The organism is Streptomyces sp. WAC06614, assembly GCF_003949795.1.
In the GTDB taxonomy this organism is placed as follows: Bacteria; Actinomycetota; Actinomycetes; order Streptomycetales; family Streptomycetaceae; genus Streptomyces.
The window spans coordinates 1-24232 of sequence record NZ_RPRY01000089.1; the positions used below are offsets into that span (position 1 = coordinate 1).

At 71.0% G+C, this 24232-nt stretch carries 24 protein-coding genes and 1 pseudogene; 21 read left to right on the forward strand and 4 right to left on the reverse strand.

Annotated features, from left to right (window positions below; all coding sequences use genetic code 11):
* Positions 1 to 194 precede the first annotated feature (194 nt).
* From rpmE to EF918_RS14795, 17 genes are all read left to right on the forward strand, one after another.
* Positions 195 to 416 (forward strand): 50S ribosomal protein L31, encoded by a 222-nt coding sequence (gene rpmE / locus EF918_RS14715; RefSeq protein WP_030492616.1) that lies wholly within the window; start codon positions 195 to 197, stop codon positions 414 to 416.
* 112 nt (positions 417 to 528) lie between these two features.
* Positions 529 to 1608 (forward strand): peptide chain release factor 1, encoded by a 1080-nt coding sequence (gene prfA / locus EF918_RS14720; RefSeq protein WP_125645685.1) that lies wholly within the window; start codon positions 529 to 531, stop codon positions 1606 to 1608.
* 72 nt (positions 1609 to 1680) lie between these two features.
* The gene (gene prmC, locus EF918_RS14725) at positions 1681 to 2526 is read left to right on the forward strand and encodes a peptide chain release factor N(5)-glutamine methyltransferase (RefSeq protein WP_125645687.1); all 846 of its coding nucleotides are present in this window, start codon (positions 1681 to 1683) and stop codon (positions 2524 to 2526) included.
* A 67-nt stretch (positions 2527 to 2593) separates the two neighbouring features.
* Positions 2594 to 3241: an L-threonylcarbamoyladenylate synthase gene (locus tag EF918_RS14730; protein ID WP_125645689.1), complete on the forward strand. Its 648-nt coding sequence runs from the start codon at positions 2594 to 2596 to the stop codon at positions 3239 to 3241.
* Positions 3238 to 3885 carry a protein-tyrosine-phosphatase gene (locus EF918_RS14735; protein ID WP_125645691.1) on the forward strand — a complete coding sequence of 216 codons (648 nt, stop codon included), beginning with the start codon at positions 3238 to 3240 and terminating at the stop codon, positions 3883 to 3885. Before EF918_RS14730 ends, EF918_RS14735 begins: the two co-directional genes overlap by 4 nt.
* A 100-nt stretch (positions 3886 to 3985) precedes the next feature.
* Complete coding sequence (gene glyA / locus EF918_RS14740; RefSeq protein WP_125645693.1) at positions 3986 to 5218, forward strand: serine hydroxymethyltransferase; 1233 nt, start codon at positions 3986 to 3988, stop codon at positions 5216 to 5218.
* A gap of 113 nt (positions 5219 to 5331) precedes the next feature.
* A complete protein-coding gene (locus EF918_RS14745; protein ID WP_260610206.1) occupies positions 5332 to 6681 on the forward strand; it encodes an MraY family glycosyltransferase in 1350 nt (449 codons plus the stop codon).
* Between the two features lie 263 nt (positions 6682 to 6944).
* Positions 6945 to 7382, forward strand: coding sequence for a hypothetical protein (locus EF918_RS14750; RefSeq protein WP_125645697.1), 438 nt, complete (start codon positions 6945 to 6947; stop codon positions 7380 to 7382).
* Between the two features lie 211 nt (positions 7383 to 7593).
* Entirely contained in the window at positions 7594 to 8427 is an 834-nt protein-coding gene (gene atpB / locus EF918_RS14755; RefSeq protein WP_125645729.1) for a F0F1 ATP synthase subunit A, read from the forward strand.
* 80 nt (positions 8428 to 8507) lie between these two features.
* Positions 8508 to 8738: an ATP synthase F0 subunit C gene (gene atpE / locus EF918_RS14760; RefSeq protein WP_125645699.1), complete on the forward strand. Its 231-nt coding sequence runs from the start codon at positions 8508 to 8510 to the stop codon at positions 8736 to 8738.
* 43 nt (positions 8739 to 8781) lie between these two features.
* The gene (locus EF918_RS14765; protein ID WP_125645701.1) at positions 8782 to 9321 is read left to right on the forward strand and encodes a F0F1 ATP synthase subunit B; all 540 of its coding nucleotides are present in this window, start codon (positions 8782 to 8784) and stop codon (positions 9319 to 9321) included.
* A complete protein-coding gene (locus EF918_RS14770; RefSeq protein ID WP_125645703.1) occupies positions 9318 to 10133 on the forward strand; it encodes a F0F1 ATP synthase subunit delta in 816 nt (271 codons plus the stop codon). Before EF918_RS14765 ends, EF918_RS14770 begins: the two co-directional genes overlap by 4 nt.
* A gap of 132 nt (positions 10134 to 10265) precedes the next feature.
* A complete protein-coding gene (gene atpA / locus EF918_RS14775) occupies positions 10266 to 11852 on the forward strand; it encodes a F0F1 ATP synthase subunit alpha (RefSeq protein WP_125645705.1) in 1587 nt (528 codons plus the stop codon).
* Positions 11853 to 11872: 20 nt separating this feature from the next.
* The gene (locus tag EF918_RS14780; RefSeq protein WP_125645707.1) at positions 11873 to 12790 is read left to right on the forward strand and encodes a F0F1 ATP synthase subunit gamma; all 918 of its coding nucleotides are present in this window, start codon (positions 11873 to 11875) and stop codon (positions 12788 to 12790) included.
* A complete protein-coding gene (gene atpD / locus EF918_RS14785; RefSeq protein ID WP_125645709.1) occupies positions 12790 to 14232 on the forward strand; it encodes a F0F1 ATP synthase subunit beta in 1443 nt (480 codons plus the stop codon). Before EF918_RS14780 ends, atpD begins: the two co-directional genes overlap by 1 nt.
* Before the next feature lie 139 nt (positions 14233 to 14371).
* Complete coding sequence (locus EF918_RS14790) at positions 14372 to 14746, forward strand: F0F1 ATP synthase subunit epsilon (protein WP_125645711.1); 375 nt, start codon at positions 14372 to 14374, stop codon at positions 14744 to 14746.
* Positions 14747 to 14893: 147 nt separating this feature from the next.
* Positions 14894 to 15340: a DUF2550 domain-containing protein gene (locus EF918_RS14795; RefSeq protein WP_125645713.1), complete on the forward strand. Its 447-nt coding sequence runs from the start codon at positions 14894 to 14896 to the stop codon at positions 15338 to 15340.
* 144 nt (positions 15341 to 15484) lie between these two features.
* On the opposite strand, the gene EF918_RS14800 is transcribed toward EF918_RS14795, so the two are convergent.
* The 3 genes from EF918_RS14800 to EF918_RS14810 form a co-directional block, all read right to left on the reverse strand.
* Positions 15485 to 17335 (reverse strand): glycoside hydrolase family 18 chitinase, encoded by a 1851-nt coding sequence (locus EF918_RS14800; RefSeq protein ID WP_125645715.1) that lies wholly within the window; start codon positions 17333 to 17335, stop codon positions 15485 to 15487.
* Positions 17336 to 17534: 199 nt separating this feature from the next.
* The gene (locus EF918_RS14805; RefSeq protein WP_125645717.1) at positions 17535 to 18188 is read right to left on the reverse strand and encodes a response regulator transcription factor; all 654 of its coding nucleotides are present in this window, start codon (positions 18186 to 18188) and stop codon (positions 17535 to 17537) included.
* A complete protein-coding gene (locus tag EF918_RS14810) occupies positions 18185 to 19363 on the reverse strand; it encodes a sensor histidine kinase (protein WP_260610207.1) in 1179 nt (392 codons plus the stop codon). The genes EF918_RS14805 and EF918_RS14810 overlap by 4 nt, the downstream gene beginning before the upstream one ends.
* A 153-nt stretch (positions 19364 to 19516) precedes the next feature.
* Between EF918_RS14810 and EF918_RS14815 the strand changes: the two genes are divergently transcribed.
* Complete coding sequence (locus EF918_RS14815; protein WP_125645721.1) at positions 19517 to 20065, forward strand: hypothetical protein; 549 nt, start codon at positions 19517 to 19519, stop codon at positions 20063 to 20065.
* 61 nt (positions 20066 to 20126) lie between these two features.
* On the opposite strand, the gene EF918_RS14820 is transcribed toward EF918_RS14815, so the two are convergent.
* Positions 20127 to 20699 carry a cob(I)yrinic acid a,c-diamide adenosyltransferase gene (locus EF918_RS14820; RefSeq protein ID WP_125645723.1) on the reverse strand — a complete coding sequence of 191 codons (573 nt, stop codon included), beginning with the start codon at positions 20697 to 20699 and terminating at the stop codon, positions 20127 to 20129.
* Between the two features lie 182 nt (positions 20700 to 20881).
* Between EF918_RS14820 and EF918_RS14825 the strand changes: the two genes are divergently transcribed.
* From EF918_RS14825 to EF918_RS14835, 3 genes and pseudogenes are all read left to right on the forward strand, one after another.
* Positions 20882 to 21730, forward strand: a complete 849-nt coding sequence (locus EF918_RS14825) for a 3-hydroxyacyl-CoA dehydrogenase family protein (protein WP_125645725.1) — start codon at positions 20882 to 20884, stop codon at positions 21728 to 21730.
* 166 nt (positions 21731 to 21896) lie between these two features.
* Entirely contained in the window at positions 21897 to 22223 is a 327-nt protein-coding gene (locus tag EF918_RS14830; protein ID WP_125645727.1) for an STAS domain-containing protein, read from the forward strand.
* 148 nt (positions 22224 to 22371) lie between these two features.
* Positions 22372 to 24232: pseudogene (locus tag EF918_RS14835) on the forward strand (hypothetical protein); the annotation flags it as partial.

Sequence of the window (24232 nt, forward strand, 5' to 3'; positions counted from 1 at the left end):
ACCGGGGCCGACGTACCAGTCTGCCAGGACCGGCCCGGCCCCCGGAATAGATGCCGGCCCCGAGCCGTTGTGCAGGGCGTCCTGGAATTTTGTCAGGCGGGCCGGTCCTGGCAGACTGGTACGTCGGCCCCGGTTCACGCATGGCGCAATTCCGTGCCCTGCGACCCGGCGCCCTCCCGAAACTAGGAGACACCTTGAAGCGCGAGATCCACCCCGAGTACGTCGAGACCCAGGTCAGCTGCACCTGCGGCGCGTCGTTCACCACCCGTAGCACCCTGACCGAGGGCACCATCCGTGCCGAGGTCTGCTCCGAGTGCCACCCGTTCTACACGGGCAAGCAGAAGATCCTCGACACCGGTGGCCGTGTGGCCCGCTTCGAGGCCCGCTTCGGCAAGGCTGCCGGCTCCAAGAAGTAGCGAGCCACGGCGCCGGTCGTCGGCCGCCCCTGTTTCCATTGCGGGGGCGGCCGGACCGGCGCTTTTGTCGTCCCGCAGTCCCTGTCGAAACCGTTCACCCCAGGAGCCCCCGATGTTCGAGGCGGTCGAGGAACTGGTCGGCGAGCACGCCGACCTGGAGAAGAAGCTCGCCGACCCTTCGGTCCACTCCGATCAGGCCAACGCGCGCAAGCTCAACAAGCGCTACGCGGAGCTGACCCCGATCATCGCCACCTACCGGGCGTGGAAGCAGTCGGCGGAGGACATCGAGACGGCCAAGGAGCTGGCCGCCGACGACCCCGACTTCGCGGCCGAGGTCAAGGAGCTCACCGCCCAGCGCGAGGAGCTGACCGAGAAGCTGCGCCTGCTGCTCGTCCCGCGCGACCCCAGCGACGACAAGGACGTGCTGCTGGAGATCAAGGCCGGCGCGGGCGGCGACGAGTCCGCCCTGTTCGCCGGCGACCTCCTGCGCATGTACCTGCGCTACGCCGAGCGGGTCGGCTGGAAGACCGAGATCATCGACTCCACCGAGTCCGAGCTCGGCGGCTACAAGGACGTCCAGGTCTCCGTACGCACCAAGGGCGGCAACGGGGCGACCGAGCCCGGCCAGGGCGTCTGGGCCCGGCTGAAGTACGAGGGCGGCGTGCACCGCGTGCAGCGCGTGCCGGCGACCGAGTCGCAGGGCCGCATCCACACCTCCGCCGCCGGCGTGCTCGTCACCCCGGAGGCCGAGGAGGTCGAGGTCGAGATCAACGCCAACGACCTGCGCATCGACGTCTACCGCTCCTCGGGCCCCGGCGGCCAGTCCGTCAACACCACCGACTCCGCGGTGCGCATCACGCACATCCCGACCGGTGTGGTCGCCTCCTGCCAGAACGAGAAGAGCCAGCTCCAGAACAAGGAGCAGGCCATGCGCATCCTGCGGTCGCGCCTGCTGGCCGCCGCCCAGGAGGCCGCCGAGCAGGAGGCCGCGGACGCCCGCCGCAGCCAGGTGCGCACCGTGGACCGGTCCGAGAAGATCCGTACGTACAACTTCCCGGAGAACCGGATCTCGGACCACCGGGTCGGTTTCAAGGCGTACAACCTGGACCAGGTGCTCGACGGCGACCTGGACTCGGTGATCCAGGCGTGCGTCGACGCCGACTCCGCCGCGAAGCTCGCCGCGCAGAGCTGACCCGCTCCGCCGGCACCCTTCGCCGACGCACTTCGTAGTACCCGCACCTCGTACGGACTCGCTGGAGGAAGCGTGAACCTGCTGCTCGCGGAGGTGGCCCAGGCCACCCAGCGGCTGGCCGCCGCCGGCGTGCCCTCACCGCGCTTCGACGCGGAGGAGCTCGCCGCCTTCGTCCACGGCGTCAAACGGGGAGAGCTGCACAACGTCAAGGACGCCGACTTCGACGCGCGCTACTGGGAGGCCGTGGCGCGCCGCGAGGCCCGCGAACCGCTGCAGCACATCACCGGACGCGCCTTCTTCCGCTACCTGGAGCTCCAGGTCGGCCCGGGCGTCTTCGTCCCGCGCCCGGAGACCGAATCCGTCGTCGGCTGGGCCATAGACGCCGTACGCGCCATGGACGTGGTCGAGCCGCTGATCGTGGACCTGTGCACCGGCTCCGGCGCGATCGCGCTGGCCCTGGCGCAGGAGGTGCCGCGGTCGAGGGTGCACGCCGTCGAGCTGTCCGAGGACGCCCTGGTGTGGACCCGCAAGAACGTCCAGGGCTCCCGGGTCTCCCTGCACGAGGGCGACGCGCTGACCGCGCTGCCGGAGCTGGACGGCCAGGTCGACCTGGTCATCTCCAACCCCCCGTACATCCCGCTCACCGAGTGGGAGTACGTCGCCCCCGAGGCCCGTGACCACGACCCGGAGATGGCCCTGTTCTCCGGCGAGGACGGCCTGGACACCATCCGCGGCCTGGAGCGCACCGCGCACCGGCTGCTGCGGCCCGGCGGCCTGGTCGTCGTCGAGCACGCCGACACCCAGGGCGGCCAGGTCCCGTGGATCTTCGCCGAGGAGAAGGGCTGGGCCGACGCGGCCGACCACCCCGACCTCAACAACCGGCCCCGCTTCGCCACCGCCCGCAAGGCGATGCCGTGAGCATCCGCCGTACGATCACCCCCCGCACCCCACCCGTACCGACCACCCCGCACGAGGAGGCCCGCTGATGGCCCGGCGATACGACTGCAACGACGCGACGGACCGCAAGACGGGTCTGCGCGAAGCGGCATCGGCCGTACGCCGCGGCGAGCTGGTCGTGCTGCCGACGGACACCCTCTACGGCATCGGCGCGGACGCCTTCAGCGCGGAGGCCGTCGGTGACCTGCTGGCCGCCAAGGGGCGCGGCCGGAACATGCCCACCCCGGTGCTCATCGGCTCCCCGAACACCCTGCACGGCCTGGTGACGGACTTCTCCGAGCAGGCCTGGGAACTGGTCGACGCCTTCTGGCCGGGCGCGCTCACCCTGGTGGCCCGGCACCAGCCCTCGCTGGCGTGGGACCTCGGCGAGACCCGTGGCACCGTCGCCGTGCGAATGCCGCTGCACCCCGTCGCGATCGAGCTGCTGACCGAGGTCGGCCCGATGGCGGTCTCCTCGGCGAACCTGTCCGGCCACCCGGCGCCGGAGGACTGCGACGCCGCGCGCGCGATGCTCGGCGACTCCGTCTCCGTGTACCTGGACGGCGGCCCGACGCCGGGCATCCAGCCGTCCTCGATCGTCGACGTCACCGGGAAGGTGCCGGTCCTGCTCCGGGAGGGCGCGCTCACGGCCGACCAGCTGCGGGAGGTCGTACCCGACCTTGAGGTGGCCCCGTGAGCCCTGAGGGCCGTGGCATAGCAAGGGACCACCCGCTCGCGGGGCACACGTTCCGCATCCTCCACGTCAGCACCGGCAACGTCTGCCGCTCGCCCATCACCGAGCGGCTGACCCGGCACGCCCTGACCCACCGCCTCGGTGGCAGTGCCACCACCGACCTGATCGTGGAGAGCGCCGGCACCTGGGGCCACGAGGGCGCCCCCATGGAGGCGAACGCGGCGGCCGTCCTCGCCGACTTCGGCGCGGACGCCTCCGGCTTCACCGGCCGGGAGCTGCTCGACGAGCACGTCATACGCGCCGACCTGGTGCTGACCGCCACCCGGGACCACCGCGCCCAGGTCATCTCGATGGGCCACTCGGCGGGCCTGCGCACCTTCACGCTGAAGGAGTTCACCCGCCTGGTCCGCGCCATAGACCCGGCGACGCTGCCCCCGCTGGACGACGGCGTCGCGGCCCGGGCCCGCGCCCTGGTCCGCGCCGCCGCGGCCCTGCGCGGCTGGCTGCTGGCGCCCAGCGCCGACGCCGACGAGGTCTACGACCCGTACGGCGCCCCGATCACCTTCTTCCGCTCCATCGGCGACGAGATCCACCAGGCCCTGGATCCGGTCGTCACGGCCCTGACGGGCGTGACCACGCCCCGCTGACGGCGTCGCCGCGCCCCGCCCACCGGCGCTCCGCAGGGCGGCGGGAGCCGCCCCGGCCTACAGTGGCCGTACTGGAAGCCCACTGCGCCGGAGCCGCGCCATGACCGTTGTCACCGAGCCCGCGGAGCTGCTGCGGCAGCAGGATCCGCAGATGGCAGACGTCCTCGCGGGGGAGGCGCAGCGCCAGGCCGGGTCGCTGCAGCTGAACGCCGCCGAGAACTTCACCTCGCCGGCCGTGCTGGCCGCCCTCGGGTCGGTCCTGGCCAACAAGTACGCCGAGGGGTACCCGGGCGCCCGCTACCACGGCGGCTGCGAGTACGTCGACGTGGCCGAGCAGCTCGCGGTCGACCGTGCCAAGGCCCTGTTCGGGGCGGAGCACGCCAACGTCCAGCCGCATTCCGGTTCCGCCGCGGTGCTCGCCGCGTACGCCGCCCTGCTGCGCCCCGGGGACACCGTGCTGGCCATGGGCCTGGCGTACGGCGGGCATCTGACGCACGGCTCCCCGGCGAACTTCTCGGGACGCTGGTTCGAATTCGTGGGCTACGGGGTCGACGCCGAGACCGGACTGATCGACTACCGGCAGCTGCAGGAGCTGGCGCACCTGCACCGGCCCAAGGCGATCGTGTGCGGTTCCATCTCCTACCCGCGCCACCCGGAGTATTCCGCTTTCCGGGAGGTCGCCGACGAGGTGGGCGCCTATCTCATCGCCGACGCCGCCCACCCCATGGGGCTGGTCGCGGGCGGCGCGGCGCCCAGCCCGCTGCCGTACGCCGACGTCGTGTGCGCCACCACGCACAAGGTCCTGCGCGGCCCGCGCGGCGGCATGGTGCTGTGCGGGGCCGAGCTCGCCGAGCGGATCGACCGGGCGGTGTTCCCGTTCACCCAGGGCGGCGCCCAGATGCACAGCATCGCCGCGAAGGCCGTCGCCTTCGGGGAGGCGGCCACGCCCGCCTTCGCCACGTACACCCACCGGGTCGTGGCCAATGCCCGGGCCCTGGCCGAGGCGCTGGCCGGTCACGGCTTCGCCGTCACCACGGGCGGCACGGACACCCATCTCATCACCGCCGACCCCTCGCCCCTGGGAGTGGACGGAGCGACCGCCAGGGGCCGTCTGGCGGCCGCCGGGATGGTCCTGGACACCTGTGCCCTGCCCTACGGGGACCAGCGCGGCATCCGGCTCGGCACGGCCGCGGTGACCACCCAGGGGATGGGGGAGGCGGAGATGGTGCGGATCGCGGCGCTGTTCGCCGCGGCCCTGCGCGGGGACGCGGCACAGACCCGTACGGAGGTGACCGATCTCGTGCTGGATTTTCCCCCTTACGGGGTGCAATAGGGGCAAGCAGGGCGTTATGCAACCGGGGGAGGGGTCCCGTGCGTCCTCTTCCACGGGGACATCGCAGCTAATGTGTGGGGCTGAGATGGCCGGCGATACATCTGGGGCAGCCCGTGCGTGAATACCTGCTGACGCTCTGCGTCACGGCGGCGGTGACCTACCTGCTGACCGGACCGGTGCGGAAGTTCGCGATCGCGGCCGGCGCGATGCCGGAGATCCGCGCCCGCGACGTGCACCGGGAACCGACGCCCCGGCTCGGCGGCATCGCGATGTTCGGCGGACTGTGCGCGGGCCTGCTGGTCGCGGACCACCTGCACAACCTCAACGGGGTCTTCGAGCTCTCCAACGAGCCGCGCGCGCTGCTCTCCGGCGCGGCGCTGATCTGGATCGTCGGCGTCCTCGACGACAAGTTCGAGATCGACGCCCTGATCAAGCTCGGCGCCCAGATGATCTCCGCCGGTGTGATGGTCATGCAGGGCCTGACCATCCTGTGGATCCCGGTGCCGGGCATCGGCACGGTCTCGCTGACCCAGTGGCAGGGCAACCTGCTCACCGTCGCCCTCGTCGTGATCACCATCAACGCCGTGAACTTCGTCGACGGCCTCGACGGCCTCGCGGCGGGCATGGTCTGCATCGCCGCCGCGGCGTTCTTCATGTACTCGTACCGCATCTGGTACGGCTACGGCATCGAGGCCGCGGCCCCCGCCACCCTGTTCGCGGCCATCCTCATGGGCATGTGCCTGGGCTTCCTGCCGCACAACATGCACCCGGCGCGGATCTTCATGGGGGACTCCGGCTCGATGCTGATCGGCCTGGTGCTGGCCGCGGGCGCCATCTCCATCACCGGCCAGGTCGACCCCGACGGCATGGCCCTCTTCGCCGACGGCGAGCGCAACGTCACCCACGCCATGCTGCCGGTCTTCATCCCGCTGCTGCTGCCGCTCGGCATCATCGCGCTGCCGATGGCCGACCTCGTGCTCGCCATCGTGCGGCGCACCTGGAACGGCAAGTCGCCGTTCGCCGCCGACCGCGGCCACCTGCACCACCGGCTGCTGGAGATCGGGCACTCGCACAGCCGTGCCGTACTGATCATGTACTTCTGGGCGGCGCTGATCGCCTTCGGGACGGTGGCGTACTCGGTGCACTCCGCCTCGATGTGGATCGTGCTGATGATCGTGGCGCTCAGCGCGCTGGGGCTCGTCCTGCTCCTGCTGCCGCGCTTCACCCCCCGCGCCCCGCGGTGGGCCGAGCGGCTGGTGCCGCCGCGCTACCGGCACGCCGCACGGGCCGCGGAGCGGGCCGCCGAGGCCGCCGCGCGGGACGCCTCCGGGCGAGAACCGGCACCGGTCGGGGCGGCCGGCGCCGTGCAGGGGCCCGTCCGGGCGAGCGGCGTCAACGGGGCGACCGCTCTGGGCGCCCGTTCGCGTTTCCCCGACCGGCGGAAGGCTGAATCGGCGCGCTGACGTTTGGGGCGCCGGGGTTCAATACCAGACATACCGGCGCCCTGCCGTGCACACACGCGCGGGTTCACTCTCATGTGTGACAGTCGGCACACCTGCCAGGTAAAGCTCTCATCAAATAGTTTGTGATACCGTTCACTAGACCCGGCGACAGAGCCGAAGGACCGTAGTGCGACGGTCCATTGGCCCGAGGTTCTCACTCGGACCGGGCTTACGCTCGTCCTTGTACGAGTCCCGTGCCCCCACCATCAAGCGGAGCCTGCGCCATGCGGTCTGATGACGCCCGATCCCTTCTGCACGCCGCTGTACCCACGCTCGCCGTCGGCGCTCTCGCCGCGGTCGTCAGTGGTGTCGTCGCGGGCAGCAAGGGTGCTGTCGGGGCCGTCGTGGCGACGCTCGTGGTGGTGCTGTTCATGGGCATCGGATTCGTCGTCCTGCAGCGCACGGCGCGATCGCTCCCGCATCTGTTCCAGATGATGGGCCTGATGCTCTACGCGGCCCAGATCCTGCTGCTCTTCGTCTTCGTCGCGGTGTTCAAGAACACCACGCTGTTCAACCCCAAGGCCTTCGCGCTCACGCTGGTCGTCGCCACGCTCGTCTGGATCGCGGCGCAGACCCGTGCTCACATGAAGGCCAAGATCCTCTACGTCGAACCGGACTCGGTGAAGGGCGACAAGCCCGAGAACTCGGGGCCGAAGTCGTGAGGGGTAGGGCCGGGATAAGCGCGCGTTCGAGATCCTGCTATCGTCCGGTGCCAACTGCGGCACTGCGGGCGCGGGCATTCGAGCTGACGCCTGTTCCATCGCGAGGCTCTGATGCCTGATCGCCGCCCCACCATCCGAAACACCAGTCCAGTGCCGAACCGCGGCTGCGCGCCGCGCCGACACAACGAGGTTGCCGTACCTATGCGCCACGCTGAAGGAGTCCGCGGTGAGTGACCCGACGCAGGTGCTCGCTTTCGAGACCGACTGTCACATCTTCGACGGATGTGGCTTCCCGGGTCCGGGCCTGCACTCGTTCCTCTTCGAGCCGCTGTGGGGCGACCCCGAGAGCAACGCGTACTTCAACAAGCCGATGCTCCTGGCGCTGCTGGGCTCGATCATCGTCGTCGGCTTCTTCTGGGCCGCCTTCCGCAAGCCGAAGGTCGTCCCGGGCAAGCTCCAGATGGTCGCCGAGGCCGGCTACGACTTCGTCCGCCGCGGCATCGTCTACGAGACGCTCGGCAAGAAGGAGGGCGAGAAGTACGTCCCCTTCATGGTCTCGCTGTTCTTCTTCGTCTGGATGCTCAACCTCTGGTCGATCATCCCGGTCGCCCAGTTCCCGGTGACGTCGATCATCGCGTACCCGGCGATCCTCGCCGCGATCGTCTACCTGACCTGGATGTCGGTGACCTTCAAGCGCCACGGCTTCGTCGGCGGCTTCAAGAACATCACCGGCTACGACAAGTCCCTCGGCGCCATCCTGCCGATGGTCATGGTGATCGAGTTCTTCTCGAACGTCATCGTCCGCCCCTTCACGCACGCGGTCCGACTGTTCGCGAACATGTTCGCCGGCCACACCCTGCTGCTGCTCTTCACGATCGCCAGCTGGTACCTGCTGAACGGCATCGGCATCGCCTACGCGGGCGTGTCCTTCGTGATGGTCATCGTGATGACCGCCTTCGAGCTCTTCATCCAGGCCGTCCAGGCGTACGTCTTCGTCCTCCTGGCCTGCAGCTTCATCCAGGGCGCGCTCGCCGAGCACCACTGAGCCACGGTCCGCCCGCTCACATCCCCCAGTCGTCCGGTGGCCAACCCCCATCGGATCCGTGAAAGAGAAGGAATAACGGCATGTCCAACGTGCTCGCTGCCACCGAGATCACCGGCTCCCTCAGCTCCATCGGTTACGGTCTCGCGGCCATCGGCCCGGGCGTCGGCGTCGGCATCATCTTCGGTAACGGCACCCAGGCGCTCGCCCGTCAGCCCGAGGCTGCCGGCCTGATCCGCGCCAACCAGATCCTCGGTTTCGCCTTCTGTGAGGCGCTCGCCCTCATCGGTCTGGTCATGCCGTTCGTCTACTAAGACGAACTTCACGACCTAGACCGATCCGACGAAAGGCACTGATGTGAACCTCCTGGTTCTCGCAGCCGAGCGGGAGAACCCGCTCATCCCGCCGATCCCTGAGCTGGTCATCGGCCTGATCGCCTTCGTCATCGTCTTCGGCTTCCTCGCCAAGAAGCTCCTCCCGAACATCAACAAGGTTCTGGACGAGCGTCGCGAGGCCATCGAGGGCGGTATCGAGAAGGCCGAGGCGGCTCAGACCGAGGCCCAGAGCGTGCTGGAGCAGTACAAGGCCCAGCTCGCCGAGGCCCGGCACGAGGCTGCCCGCCTGCGCCAGGAAGCGCTGGAGCAGGGCACTGCGCTCAAGGAAGAACTGCGCGCAGAGGGCCAGCGGCAGCGTGAGGAGATCATCGCTGCCGGCCACGCCCAGATCGAGGCTGACCGCAAGGCCGCCTCGCAGGCGCTGCGCCAGGACGTGGGCAAGCTCGCCACCGACCTGGCCGGCAAGCTCGTCGGTGAGTCCCTCGAGGACCACGCCCGGCAGAGCCGCACCATCGACCGTTTCCTCGACGAGCTTGAGGCGAAGGCCGAGGCCGCCCGATGAACGGAGCGAGCCGCGAGGCGTTGCACGCAGCGCGCGAGCGTCTCGACGCGCTGACGGACAACACGTCCGTCGACGCGGCGAAGCTCGCCGACGAGCTGGCCGCCGTCACCGCGCTGCTCGACCGTGAGGTCTCGCTGCGTCGGGTCCTCACCGACCCGGCGCAGCCGGGTGAGGCCAAGGCCGAGCTGGCCGGGCGTCTGTTCGGCACGCAGGTCGGCGGGGAGACCCTCGACCTGCTGTCCGGCATGGTCCGGTCCCGCTGGTCGCAGTCCCGTGACCTGGTGGACTCGCTGGAGGAGCTGGCGAGCACCGCCGACCTCACGGCGGCCCAGAAGGCCGGCGCGCTCGACGACGTCGAGGACGAGGTGTTCCGGTTCGGCCGGATCGTGTCCTCCAGCACCGAGCTGCGGTCCGCGCTGACCGACCGGACGGCCACCGCCTCCGCCAAGAGCGAGCTGCTGCGCAGCCTGCTCGGCGGCCGGGCGAACGCCACCACCGAACGTCTGGTCACGCGTCTGGTCACCGCTCCGCGGGGACGTAGCCTGGAAGCGGGACTGGAGTCCCTGTCCAAGCTCGCCGCCGAGCGCCGCGACCGTACGGTCGCCACCGTGACCACCGCGGTACCGCTCAGCGACGTGCAGAAGCAGCGTCTCGGCGCGGTGCTGGCCAAGCTGTACGGCCGCCAGATGCACCTGAACCTGGACGTGGACCCCGAGGTCCTCGGCGGGATCACGGTGCGTGTCGGTGACGAGGTCATCGACGGCAGCATCGCGGAGCGCCTCGCCGAGGCGGCCCGCCGTATGGCCGGCTGACCGAGCCACCAACTCAAGAAGAAGCATTTCCAGCGGCCCGGTTGGGCCGTGCAGAACTTGCAGAAGATTCCTGGGGGTCGCCCCCAGACCCCTAAGAAGCTTCAGGCCCAACAAGGAGAGCAGGGAACCCAGATGGCGGAGCTCACGATCCGGCCGGAGGAGATCCGGGACGCGCTGGAGAACTTTGTCCAGTCGTACAAGCCGGACGCGGCCTCGCGCGAGGAGGTCGGAACGGTCAGCGTTGCCGGCGACGGCATCGCGAAGGTGGAGGGTCTGCCCTCCGCCATGGCGAACGAGCTGCTGAAGTTCGAGGACGGCACCCTCGGTCTCGCCCTCAACCTCGAGGAGCGCGAGATCGGTGCGATCGTCCTCGGCGAGTTCAGCGGTATCGAGGAGGGCCAGCCGGTGCAGCGCACCGGTGAGGTTCTCTCCGTCGGTGTCGGCGAGGGCTACCTCGGCCGCGTCGTCGACCCGCTCGGCAACCCGATCGACGGCCTCGGCGAGATCGCGACCGAGGGCCGCCGCGCCCTCGAGCTGCAGGCCCCGGGCGTCATGGTCCGTAAGTCGGTCCACGAGCCGATGCAGACGGGCTACAAGGCCGTCGACGCGATGGTGCCGATCGGCCGTGGCCAGCGTCAGCTGATCATCGGTGACCGCCAGACCGGCAAGACCGCCCTGGCCGTCGACACGATCATCAACCAGCGCGACAACTGGCGCTCGGGCGACGTGAACAAGCAGGTCCGCTGCATCTACGTCGCCATCGGCCAGAAGGGCTCGACCATCGCGTCCGTGCGCGGCGCCCTGGAAGAGGCCGGCGCGCTCGAGTACACGACGATCGTCGCCGCCCCGGCGTCCGACCCGGCCGGCTTCAAGTACCTGGCCCCGTACACCGGCTCCGCCATCGGCCAGCACTGGATGTACGCCGGCAAGCACGTCCTGATCATCTTCGACGACCTGTCGAAGCAGGCCGACGCCTACCGCGCCGTGTCGCTGCTGCTGCGCCGCCCGCCGGGCCGTGAGGCCTACCCGGGTGACGTCTTCTACCTGCACTCGCGTCTGCTGGAGCGCTGCGCCAAGCTCTCCGACGACATGGGCGCCGGCTCGATGACCGGTCTGCCGATCGTCGAGACCAAGGCCAACGACGTCTCGGCGTTCATCCCGACCAACGTCATCTCCATCACCGACGGCCAGTGCTTCCTGGAGTCCGACCTGTTCAACGCCGGCCAGCGCCCGGCCCTGAACGTCGGTATCTCGGTCTCCCGCGTCGGTGGCTCGGCCCAGCACAAGGCGATGCGCCAGGTCTCCGGCCGTCTGCGCGTCGACCTGGCCCAGTACCGCGAGCTGGAGGCGTTCGCCGCCTTCGGTTCCGACCTGGACGCCGCGTCGAAGGCCTCGCTGGAGCGCGGCAAGCGCATGGTCGAGCTGCTGAAGCAGGCCCAGTACCAGCCGATGCCCGTCGAGGAGCAGGTCGTCTCCGTCTGGGCCGGCACCACCGGCAAGATGGACGACGTTCCGGTCGCCGACATCCGCCGCTTCGAGTCGGAGCTGCTGGAGCACCTGCGTCTGAACCGCAAGGACCTCCTGACCTCCATCCGCGAGGGCGCGAAGATGTCGGACGACACCCTGCAGTCCATCGCGGACGCCATCGCCGAGTTCAAGAAGCAGTTCGAGACCTCGGACGGCAAGCTTCTGGGCGAAGACGCGCCGGTGGCGAAGTAACGACGGAAGGGACCTGACTCATGGGAGCGCAGCTCCGGGTCTACAAGCGTCGCATCCGATCCGTCACCGCGACCAAGAAGATCACCAAGGCCATGGAGATGATCTCCGCCTCGCGCATCGTCAAGGCGCAGCGCCAGGTGGCGGCCTCCACGCCGTACGCGTCCGAGCTCACCCGTGCGGTGACCGCGGTCGCGACCGGCTCGAACACCAAGCACCCGCTCACCACCGAGGCCGAGGCCCCGGCGCGTGCCGCGGTGCTGCTCCTGACGAGCGACCGCGGTCTGGCCGGCGGCTACTCGTCCAACGCCATCAAGGCCGCGGACCGGCTGACGGAGCGGCTGCGCGGTGAGGGCAAGGAGGTCGACACCTACATCGTCGGCCGCAAGGGTGTCGCCTACTACAACTTCCGCGAGCGCAAGATCGCGGATAGCTGGACCGGCTTCACCGACCGCCCGAGCTACGCGGACGCCAAGGCGATCGCCGCGCCGCTGATCGAGGCCGTCTCCACGGAGACGGCCGAGGGCGGGGTGGACGAGCTGCACATCATCTACACGGAGTTCGTGTCGATGATGACGCAGAACCCGGTCGAGAACCGGATGCTGCCGCTCAGCCTCGAAGAGGCCGCGGAGGAGAACGGGACGAAGGGCGAGATCCTTCCCCTGTTCGACTTCGAGCCGTCGGCGGAGGACGTCCTGGACGCCCTGCTGCCGCGCTACGTCGAGAGCCGGATCTACAACGCGCTGCTGCAGGCCGCTGCTTCCGAGCACGCCGCCCGCCGCCGCGCGATGAAGGCGGCGACCGACAACGCCGGTGAGCTCGTCAAGAGCCTCACCCGGCTTGCCAACGCGGCCCGCCAGGCCGAAATCACCCAGGAAATCAGCGAGATCGTCGGTGGCGCCAGCGCCCTGGCCGACGCGACCGCGGGGAGTGACAAGTAATGACGACCTCTGTTGAGACGGCCGCCGCCACGGGCCGCGTCGCCCGGGTCATCGGCCCGGTCGTCGACGTGGAGTTCCCCGTCGACGCGATGCCCGACATCTACAACGCTCTGACCGTCCAGGTCGCCGACCCGGCCGAGCAGGGCAAGCTGAAGACGCTGACCCTCGAGGTCGCGCAGCACCTCGGTGACGGCCTGGTCCGCACCATCTCCATGCAGCCCACCGACGGTCTGGTCCGCCAGGCCACGGTGACCGACACGGGCGCGGGCATCACCGTCCCGGTCGGCGACTTCACCAAGGGCAAGGTCTTCAACACCCTGGGTGAGGTGCTCAACGTCCCGGAGGCCAACTCCGAGGTCACCGAGCGCTGGCCGATCCACCGCAAGGCCCCGAACTTCGACGAGCTCGAGTCCAAGACCGAGATGTTCGAGACGGGCGTCAAGGTCATCGACCTCCTCACCCCGTACGTCAAGGGTGGAAAGATCGGTCTGTTCGGTGGTGCCGGTGTCGGCAAGACCGTTCTGATCCAGGAGATGATCTACCGCGTCGCCAACAACCACGACGGTGTGTCGGTGTTCGCGGGCGTCGGTGAGCGTACCCGTGAGGGCAACGACCTCATCGAGGAGATGACGGACTCCGGCGTTCTGGACAAGACCGCGCTGGTCTTCGGCCAGATGGACGAGCCCCCGGGCACCCGTCTGCGCGTCGCCCTGGCCGGTCTGACCATGGCGGAGTACTTCCGCGATGTGCAGAAGCAGGACGTGCTGTTCTTCATCGACAACATCTTCCGGTACACCCAGGCCGGCTCCGAGGTGTCGACCCTGCTCGGCCGTATGCCCTCCGCGGTGGGTTACCAGCCGAACCTGGCCGACGAGATGGGTCTCCTCCAGGAGCGCATCACCTCGACCCGCGGTCACTCGATCACCTCGATGCAGGCGATCTACGTCCCCGCCGACGACCTGACCGACCCGGCCCCGGCCACCACCTTCGCCCACCTCGACGCGACGACGGTTCTCTCCCGTCCGATCTCGGAGAAGGGCATCTACCCGGCCGTGGACCCGCTGGACTCCTCGTCCCGCATCCTCGACCCGCGGTACATCGCGAAGGACCACTACGAGGCCGCGACCCGCGTCAAGGGGATCCTGCAGAAGTACAAGGACCTCCAGGACATCATCGCGATCCTCGGTATCGACGAGCTGGGCGAGGAGGACAAGCTCGTCGTCCACCGTGCCCGTCGTGTCGAGCGCTTCCTGTCGCAGAACACCCACGTCGCCAAGCAGTTCACCGGCGTGGACGGTTCGGACGTTCCGCTCGACGAGTCGATCGCCGCGTTCAACGCGATCTGCGACGGTGAGTACGACCACTTCCCCGAGCAGGCGTTCTTCATGTGCGGTGGCCTCGAGGACCTGAAGGCCAACGCCAAGGAGCTGGGCGTCTCCTGATCCCGGGCGCTCGCCGAGAGCGCCGTGGATCACTTGCTCCGAGGAGAGGGACGGGTCCGTCCCGTCCCTCTCCCCACGCCCTTTAGAATTTGACCCAACACCCGGCGGATGTGCCGGGTGGTGACCCGAGGAGCCAACCTTGGCTGCTGAGCTGCACGTCGAGCTGGTCGCGGCGGACCGTAGTGTCTGGTCCGGCGAGGCCACCCTGGTCGTCGCGCGCACCACGTCCGGCGACATCGGCGTCATGCCCGGTCACCAGCCGCTTCTCGGTGTGCTGGAATCGGGCCCGGTGACCATCCGTACCAGCGAGGGCGGCACGGTCGTCGCCGCGGTGCACGGCGGTTTCATCTCGTTCGCGGACAACAAGCTGTCCCTGCTGGCCGAGATCGCCGAGCTCGCGGACGAGATCGACGTCCAGCGTGCGGAGCGGGCACTGGAGCGCGCGAAGTCGGAGGCCGACGCGGCGTCCGAGCGGCGCGCCGAAGTCCGGCTGCGTGCGGTCACGGGGCACTGAGTCCCGTAGCCGACGAAGGTTTTACCCCTCAGCCGCGGTCCGCTCCGGAATTTTCCGGAGCGGGTCGCGGCTGAGGCGATGCAGGTGCGGTGTGCGTTGTGCTGTAGTCGTTGCTGTGACGTGAATGAGCGAGGAGGTCGGTAGGAGATGCTCCTCGCTCTGCTTGTGAGCGGCCTGGTCATCGCCCTGGTGGTGATCGGTTTCTTCGTGTTCGGGCTGCGGCGCCGGCTGATCCAGCGTTCCGGCGGCACCTTCGACTGCGCGCTGCGCTGGGGCGTCGCCGAGGCCCCCGACCTGTCCGGCAAGGGCTGGGTGTACGGGATCGCCCGCTACGGCGGTGACCGCGTCGAATGGTTCCGCGTCTTCTCGTACTCGCACCGCCCGCGGCGGCTGCTGGAGCGCAGCTCGATCGAGGTCCTGGCCCGCCGCGCCCCCGAGGGCGAGGAAGAACTGGCCCTCCTCTCCGATGCGGTCGTCCTCGGCTGCCTCCACGAGGGCACCCGCCTGGAACTGGCCATGAGCGAGGACGCCCTGACGGGCTTCCTGGCGTGGCTGGAGGCGGCCCCGCCGGGACAACGGGTCAACGTCGCCTGAGGCCCACGGCTCTCGTGACACGGCCGGGGTTCCCCCACGGCAGCCGGGCGGGGGCCCGGGTGCGGGTGGTCCGAGACGTGGCGGAGCCGGGGGGACGGGGGCGAACCGTCGCCCCGGCTCCGGGCGTGCGGGCGGTGCTGCCGGCTACTGCAGGCCGGTGTGGACCGCGTTGGCGAGTTCGCCGCCCGCGGTGTCGCCGCTGAACTCCCAGTAGAAGGCGCCGCGCAGACCCTGCTGCTTGGCCCAGGCCATCTTCCCGGCGATGGTGGCCGGGGTGTCGTAGCTCCACCAGTTGCTGCCGCACTTGGCGTACGCGGTGCCGGCGACGGTCCCGGTGGCCGGGCAGCTGTTCTTCAGGACCTTGTAGTCCTCGATGCCCTGCTCGTACGTGCCCTGCGCCGGGCCCGTGGCGGTGCCGCCGGGCGCGGCCTGGGTGACGCCGGTCCAGCCGCGGCCGTAGAAGCCGACGCCGAGGTTGAGCTTGCTGCCCGCGATGCCCTTGCCCTTGAGCTTGGCGATGGCCTCGGCGGAGTTGAACCCGGCCTGCGGGATCCCGGCGTAGGAGGTAAGCGGGGAGTGCGGGGCGGTCGGGCCCTGGGCGGCCCAGGCGCCGAAGAAGTCGTACGTCATGACGTTGTAGAAGTCGACGTACGCGGCGGCGCCCCCGTAGTCGGCCGCGTCGATCTTGCCGCCGTTGGAGGCGTCGGCGGTGATGGCCGCGGTGACCAGGTTGTTCGTGCCGAACTTGGCGCGCAGCGCCTGCAACAGATTCTTGAACGCGGCCGCACCGGAGGTGTCGCAGGACAGACCGCAGGCGTTGGGGTACTCCCAGTCGACGTCGATGCCGTCGAAGACGTCGGCCCAGCGCGGGTCCTCGACGAGCTGGTAGCAGGAGTCGGCGAACGCGGCGGGGTTGGCCGCGGCCTGGCCGAAGCCGCCGGACCAGGTCCAGCCGCCGAAGGACCACAGCACCTTGATGTTCGGGTACTGCTTCTTCAGCTTGCGCAGCTGGTTGAAGCTGCCGCGCAGCGGCTGGTCCCAGGTGTCGGCGACGCCGTCGACGCTCTGGTCGGCGGTGTAGGCCTTGTCGTAGTCGGCGTAGGCGTCACCGATGGTGCACCGGCCGCCCTGGACGTTGCCGAAGGCGTAGTTGATGTGCGTGATCTTGCTCGCGGTGCCCGAGGTGACCAGGTTCTTCACGTGGTAGTTGCGTCCGTAGACGCCCCAGTCGGTGAAGTAGCCGAGCTTGACCTTGTCGCCCGGGTTGCCGGGGTCGGTGCCACCGCCGCCGGTGGTGGTGACGCTGACGGAGGCGGAGGGGGCGCCGGTCTGGTCGGCGGTGTCGCGGGCGGTGACGCTGTAGGTGTACGTGGTGCCCTTGGTCAGGCCCGTGTCGGTGTACGAGGTGCCGGTGACGGTCGCGACCTTCGACGCGTTCCGGTAGACGTCGTAGTTCTTGACGCCCTTGTCGTCGGTGGCCGCGCCCCAGTTCAGGGTGAGCGAGGTGTCGCCGACGTTGCTCGCGGACGGGGCGCCGGGGGCCGAGGGCGGGTTGTCGCCGGGCTGGGTGGGCCCGCCGTCGCAGGAGCCACCGTTGATCTTGCACCCGGAGGGTGCGCCCGGGCCGGCCCCGTTGAAGCCGAAGCTGACGCTGGCGCCCGGGGCGAGGGTGCCGTTCCAGCCGACGTTCTTACCGGTCCAGTGGGTGCCCGTGTTGGTGACGGTGGCGTCCCAGGCGGAGGTCACCCGGGTGCCGGAGGGGTAGTCCCACTCGACGGTCCAGCTGGTGATGGTGGTGGTGCCGGTGTTCTTGATGGTCCATTTGCCCTCGAAGCCGGAGCCCCAGTCCTGGACCTTGGTGTAGGTCGCGGTCGCGGAGTCGGCGGCCTGGGCCGGGCCGGCCAGGGCCACGAGGCCCGCCAGCGGGAGGGCGAACGCGGCCACGGCGGCGGCCACCTTCGCGCGGAGACGGGTGCGTGGGGGTGCTGTGCTCAAGGGGTACTCCTCCGTAGGTCCGTCGGCATCGGTGGGGCGATGGATCGACTGGGGTGGGGACCTGCGCCGCCCGTGAGCACGCCTGCATCGTCATGACACGCTCACCACAGTTGGCGCGAGCGTAGAAAGGTCTGGACCAACCGTCAAGAGGTCCAGACCGCGCCGGACCCCGCTTCGCGGGATGTCCGCCGTACCCGGACTAGAGCCCCAACTCCTGCGCCAGGACCGCCGCTTGGACCCGGCTGCGCAGCTCCAGCTTGCCCAGCAGCCGGCTGACGTGCGTCTTCACCGTCGCCTCGGCCATCTCCAGCCGCACCGCGATCTCCGCGTTCGACATCCCCTCGCCCAGGCACCCCAGCACCTCCCGCTCCCGCGGCGTCAGCGAGGCCACCGCCGCGGCCCGCTCCGGCGCCGGAGCGGCCTTGGCGGACCGCGGCGCGGCGAACTCCGCGATCAGCCGCCGCGTCACCGCCGGGGCGATCAGCCCCTCGCCGCGGGCCACCGTCCGCACCGCCTCGATCAGCTCCCGGGCGTCGGCGTTCTTCAGCAGGAAGCCGGCCGCCCCGGCGCGCAGCGCCCCGAAGACGTACTCGTCCAGGTCGAACGTGGTCAGCACCAGCACGTCGGCCAGCCCCTCGGCAACCACCTGCCGGGTGGCCGAGACCCCGTCCAGCCGGGGCATCTGCACGTCCATCAGGACCAGGTCCGGGCGGTGCTCCCGGGCCAGCCGGACCGCCTCCTCGCCGTCCGCGGCCTCGCCGACGACCTCCATGTCGCCCGCACTGCGCAGGATCAGCACCAGCCCCGCCCGCACCGCCGTCTGGTCGTCGGCCACCAGGACCCGGATCGTCATGCCCTTCCCGCCTTCTCCTCCGCGGGCAGGACCGCCCGCACCCGCCACGTGGCCCCCTCGGCCGCCGCCCGGAACTCCCCGCCCAGCAGCTCGGTCCGCTCCCGCATCCCGACGAGCCCGGAGCCGGAGCCCGGCGCGCGCGGGCCCGGCCGCTCCCCGTAGGGCGAGTCCACGTCCACGGTGAGCAGCCCGTCGCTGCGGCCGACCCGCACGGTGACCGTACCGGGCACCGCGTGCTTGATCGCATTGGTGAGCGACTCCTGCACGATCCGGTACGCCGCCAGCTCCACCGGCGCCGGCAGCACCTCGCCCGGGGGCCGCCCGTCGTGCAGGACGAACTCCAGGCCGCTGGCGGAGCCGTTGGTACGGGCCTGCGCCAGCAGGCTGTCCAGCCCGTCCAGCGAGGGCACCGCCACCGCCTCCTGCTCGGCGCCCGCGTCCCGCAGCAGCCCGATCAGCCGGCGCATCTCCGCCAGCCCCTGGACGCTGTTCTCCCGGATCACCCCGAGCGCCTCCCGGCTGGTCCGCGCCGAGTCGATGGAGAGCGCGGCGGTGGAGTGGATGGCGATCGCCGACAGATGGTTGGCGACCATGTCGTGCAGCTCACGGGCCATCCGGGCGCGCTCGGCCACCACCGCCTGGGCCCGGTCCATCTCCGCCAGCAGCGCCGTCTGCTCCGCCCGCAGCCGGGCCGCCTCGGCGGCCTCCCGCTGGTTGCGCACGGTGGCGCCGGTCAGGGCCGGGCCGAAGCTGACGATGCCCGTGATCACGCCGATGAGCACGGACTGGGGCGTGCGCAGCCAGGCCACCGCCGTCACCGTCACCCCCACCGTGATCAGCCCGGTGGTCACCGGCAGCCGCCGGGCCATGGCCGGCGGGCCGTAGACCACGGCCGCGTACATCAGGTCCGTGAACATCAGCACCGACCCGAGGTTGCCGACCGTGAACTGGTCCGCGACCACCGCGAGCGTGCCGACGGCCAGGTTGACGTTCGGGTGGGTGCGGCGCGTGAGCTCCAGCGCCGCCAGCACGAGCAGCGGCACCAGGGCCGCCCAGGCGGGGAAGAACTGCCGGCCGCCGTTGGAGTGCACCCCGAAGACCCACAGCAGCAGCCCGAGGGCCAGCGTGGCCGCGGAGATGATCACGTCGTGGCGGTGGGGCCGGGAGAAGGTCACGGGACCATCCAACACGCCCGCGCGGGCCGCGGCCTCGGCTCGGATGCCGATTCCCGCGTCCATCGAAGGATGTAGGCGCAGTTCGTCGCAGCAGACGAGGAAACGCGGCACGACGCCCGAGAAGCTGGAAGGGAGTCGAACGAGGAGATTCCCGTGGTCGTCACGCTGATCATCGCCTGTGAGGTCGGATTCTGGCTGCTGCTGGCCGCCGGCCTCGCCCTGCGCTACCTGGCCGGCATGCCCCGGCTCGGCGCGGCCGTCCTGCTGTGCGAGCCGGCCTTGGAGCTGGTCCTGCTGGCCGTCACCGCGATCGACATCAAGAACGGCGCCGAGCCCTCCTGGACGCACGGCGTGGCCGCCCTCTACCTCGGCTACACCGTCGCCTACGGCCGCTACACCATCCGCTGGCTCGACGGCCACGCCGCGCACCGACTGGCCGGCGCGCCGAAGCCGCCGGGCCCCGGCTACGGCAAGGCCCGCGCCGTCCACGAGTGGAAGCTGTGGACGCGCACCCTGATCGGCGCGGCCGTCGCGATCGGCCTGCTCCAGCTCGCGATCCTGTACGTCGGCGGGGACGGCGACGTGAGCCGGCTGGAGACCATGCGCTACGTCGCCCTGCGCATCCTGGGCGGTCACGCCATCGCCGCTGCCTGCTACACGATCTGGCCCAAGAAGGCCCCCGACGGCGTCGAAGCCGCCTGACCGGGGCGGCCCAGGACCGGGTGCCCGGCGGCGGGCGGGGGAAGGACGGGGGACCGGGGGGTCACCGTTCGCCGCCGGGCACCCACAGCACGTCCCCGACCTCCTTGTTGGCCGTCCGCGCCAGGATGAACAGCAGGTCCGAGAGCCGGTTGAGGTAGGTGGCGGTCAGCGGGTTCATCGTCTCGCCGTGCACCTCCAGCGCCGCCCACGTGGACCGCTCGGCCCGCCGGACCACCGTGCAGGCCTGGTGCAGCAGGGCCGCCCCGGGGGTGCCGCCCGGCAGGATGAAGCTGCGCAGCTTCTCCAGCCGCTCGTTGAAGCGGTCGCAGTCCGCCTCCAGCTTGTCGACGTAGAACTGCTCCACCCGCAGCGGCGGGAACTCGGGCTCCGCCACCACCGGGGTGCACAGGTCCGCGCCGACGTCGAACAGGTCGTTCTGCACCCGGACCAGGACCTTCACCACGTCCTCGGGCAGCGAGCCCAGCGCGATGGCGGTGCCGATCGCCGCATTGGCCTCGTTGGCGTCGGCGTACGCGGAGATGCGCACATCGGTCTTGGCCGTCCGGCTCATGTCGCCGAGCGCCGTCGTGCCCTTGTCACCGGTGCGGGTGTAGATGCGCGTGAGGTTCACCATGCCGCCAGCGTAGTGCGGGCCCAACTCCGGGGCCCCCTAGGACCGGTGAGCCGTCCCGGTGTGATGTCCGTCATCTGAGACGTGACGCGTGTTACTTCCCGGTCACAGCACCCCTCCCGGGCGCTAGTCTCCGCCGGAGAGGCTGACGAGGCCGGGTCGGACAAGAGAACGTGGGGTGTGCAGTGGCTGGGAAGCTCGCCGTCATCGGTGCCGGACTGATGGGGTCCGGGATCGCTCAGGTCTCCGCTCAGGCGGGCTGGGACGTCGTCCTGCGCGACGTCACCGACGCCGCGCTGACCCGGGGCACCGACGGGATCAAGGCCTCGTACGACAAGTTCGTCTCCAAGGGCAAGCTCGCCGCCGCGGACGCCGAGGCGGCGCTCGGCCGGATCACCACGACCACCGACCTCGACGCGGTCGCCGACGCCGACATCGTCGTCGAGGCCGTCTTCGAGAAGCTGGAGGTCAAGCACGAGATCTTCCGCTCGCTCGACAAGATCGTCCGCGAGGACGCGGTGCTCGCCTCCAACACCTCGGCCATCCCGATCACCAAGATCGCGGCCGTGACCGGGCGCCCGGAGCGGGTCGTCGGCACCCACTTCTTCTCGCCCGTGCCGATGATGCAGCTGTGCGAGCTGGTCCGCGGCTACAAGACCAGCGACGAGACCCTCGCCACCGCCCGGGCCTTCGCCGAGTCCGTCGGCAAGACCTGCATCGTCGTCAACCGCGACGTGGCCGGCTTCGTGACCACCCGGCTCATCGCGGCGCTCGTCGTCGAGGCCGCCAAGCTGTACGAATCGGGCGTGGCGTCCGCCGAGGACATCGACATCGCGTGCAAGCTGGGATTCGGGCACGCGATGGGACCGCTGGCGACCGCCGACCTGACGGGCGTCGACATCCTGCTGCACGCCACCAGCAACATCTACACCGAGTCGCAGGACGAGAAGTTCGCGCCGCCGGAGCTGATGCGCCGGATGGTGGACGCGGGCGACATCGGCCGCAAGAGCGGCCAGGGCTTCTACACGCACTGAGCTGCGCGCGCCGCCGTCGCACCGTTCGAACGCCTTCACCCACAGGGGTGAATTAGGTATCGGTTCGCTCACGGTCGGCAACTTCACCGCCCGAGAGGCAGTCAGTTGCAGTGAGAGTTGCCGACCACAGCACACGCACGCGTACGCAGTATTGCCGGGAGTTCACATGCACATCAGGGGCGACCACGCCGAACTCGCTGTCGGGGGTCGCCTCGACGTGCGCAGCGCGGCGGACGCCCGGACGGTCCTGCACGCCGCCCTCGACGACGGCGCGGGGGACCTGGTGCTCGACCTCACCGGGCTCGACTCCTGGGACGCGACCGGGCTGGGCGTCATCATGAGCGCCCACCGGCGCGCGGGCCGCACCGGGCGCCGGCTGGTCCTGCGCGGGGTGCCGCCGCAGATGCAGCGCCTGCTGGTGGCCACCCGGCTGCACCGGATCCTCGCCATCGAGGGCGGACTGGAGGCCGAGACCCTCAAGGGCGCGTTGTAACGGTCTGGTGGTGATGGCCCCCCTGCCGTTTCCCCCTGCACGGGGCACGGTCTAGGGTTCGGGCGGAAACCGGACCAGTAGCGACCGCGGCGTGTGCGAAGGCCGGAGACGGACGACGGCGAGCACGACGCGATCGGGGGACCGGGACATGGACGGCACCACTCAGGGCCAGGCCGGACCGCAGGAGCAGCCGAAGGCTGCGGAGCCGGGCGCGCCGGGGGCCTCGGGCACCCCGAGCACGCCGCCCGGCTCCACCGCGGCCCCCGCCGCTGCCGTCGGCGCCGCCGGTCCCGCCGCCCGCGCGGCGGCCGCTCCCGGCGCCCGGGCCGGTGCCGGCGCCGGGGCCGCTCCCGGCACCCAGGCCGGTGCCGGCGCCGGGGCCGCCCGTGCCCGGATGGTGCGGCTGACCACCGGCGAGTACACCCTCACCGTCAACCCGGTCGACGGCAGCGAGATCGAGGCCCGGCGCCCCGGAGACGGGGCCGACCGCCGCCCCGCCAAGCGCGACGCCACCGCCCGCAGGTCCCACGCCGCCGCCGGGCGTCCGCCCGTACCGCCGGGCGCCCCGCTGACGGCCTCCCTGCCGCTGCTGGAACGGGACGAGGAACGGCAGCGGCTGGTACGGCTGCTGGGCCGCGGACGCTCCGTCCGGCTGACCGGGCCGTCGGGGTCCGGGCGTTCGGTGCTCCTCGACGCCGTCGCCCGGGACTGCGAGGGCATCGCACCCGACGGCGTCGTCCGGCTGAACGGCCACCGGCGCACCGCCACCGAGCTGCTGCACGCCCTCCACGCCGCCGTGTACGAGGCCCGGGACCGGCGCCCCGACCGGATCGAACTGCTCGCCCGGGTCCGGGAGATCGGCGCCGTCGTCGTCCTCGACGACCTGGAGCTCGGCGGTACGGCCCTGGACGAGCTGCTGCGCGACACCCCCGAGTGCGCCTGGCTGCTCGCCGCCACCCCCGAGACCCCGGCGCCCTCCGACGAGTCCCACCTGGAGGAGATATTCCTCGGGGGGCTGAGCCGGGCCGGCTGCGAGGAACTCCTGGAACGGGCCGTGGGCCGGGCCCTGACCGACGAGGAACGGACCTGGGCGAACGACCTGCGGTTCGCCTCCGAGGGGCTCGCCCTGCGCTTCGTCCAGGCGGGCGGGCTGCTGCGGCAGCGCGACGAGCTCAACCGGAGGGCGGCCGAGGCGGAGGACGAGGACGAGCCGGGCGTGTTCGAGGAGCGCCCGCGCGACCGCGGCCCGGTCCCGCTGCCGACCCTGGCCGAGGGCGCCGCGCCGGCCGAGCTGCTGGCCGAGCGGGTCAGCGAGTCCGCGCGGGCCGCGCTGCGGTTCGCCTGCGCGCTCGGCGGCGAGATGCCGCACCACACGCACCTGCCGGCGCTGGTCGGCGACACCCATGCCGACACCGCCGTGGCGGAGCTGCTCGGCTGCGGGCTGCTGACGGCGGCCGGGCCGCGGTACCGGCTCGCCGCCGGGGTGGCCCGGCAGCTGCTGGAGGCCGGCTTCGAACCGGCCGACGAGGCCCGCACCGCGGCCCGGCACTACGCCTGGTGGACCGGGCACAGCTCGGTGACCCCGGAGCGGGTGGCGGCCGAGGCCGACGCGGTGCTCGCGGCACTGGCCGGGGCCGACGTGGTGGCCGGGGTGATGCTGGCGCGCACCGCCGCCCCGGCGTTCGCCGCCTCGCTGGACTGGGGCGCGTGGGAGCGGGTGCTGCGGGCCGGGGCCGAGGCCGCCCGGACCGCCGGCGAGGTCGCCGAACAGGCCTACTTCCACCACGAGCTGGGCGTGCTCGCGCTGTGCGGCGGCCGCCTGGACCGGGCCCGCGCGGAACTGGAGACCTCGATCGGCCTGCGCGGCGCCCTGGCCGACAAGCACGGCACGGTGGCGGGCCGCCGTGCCCTCGCGCTCGTGACCGACCGCGAGGGCACCGCGACCACCACCCCGCCCCTCCGCCTGGAACCCCCGACCACGGACCCGGAGGCCGCCACCACCCTCCTCC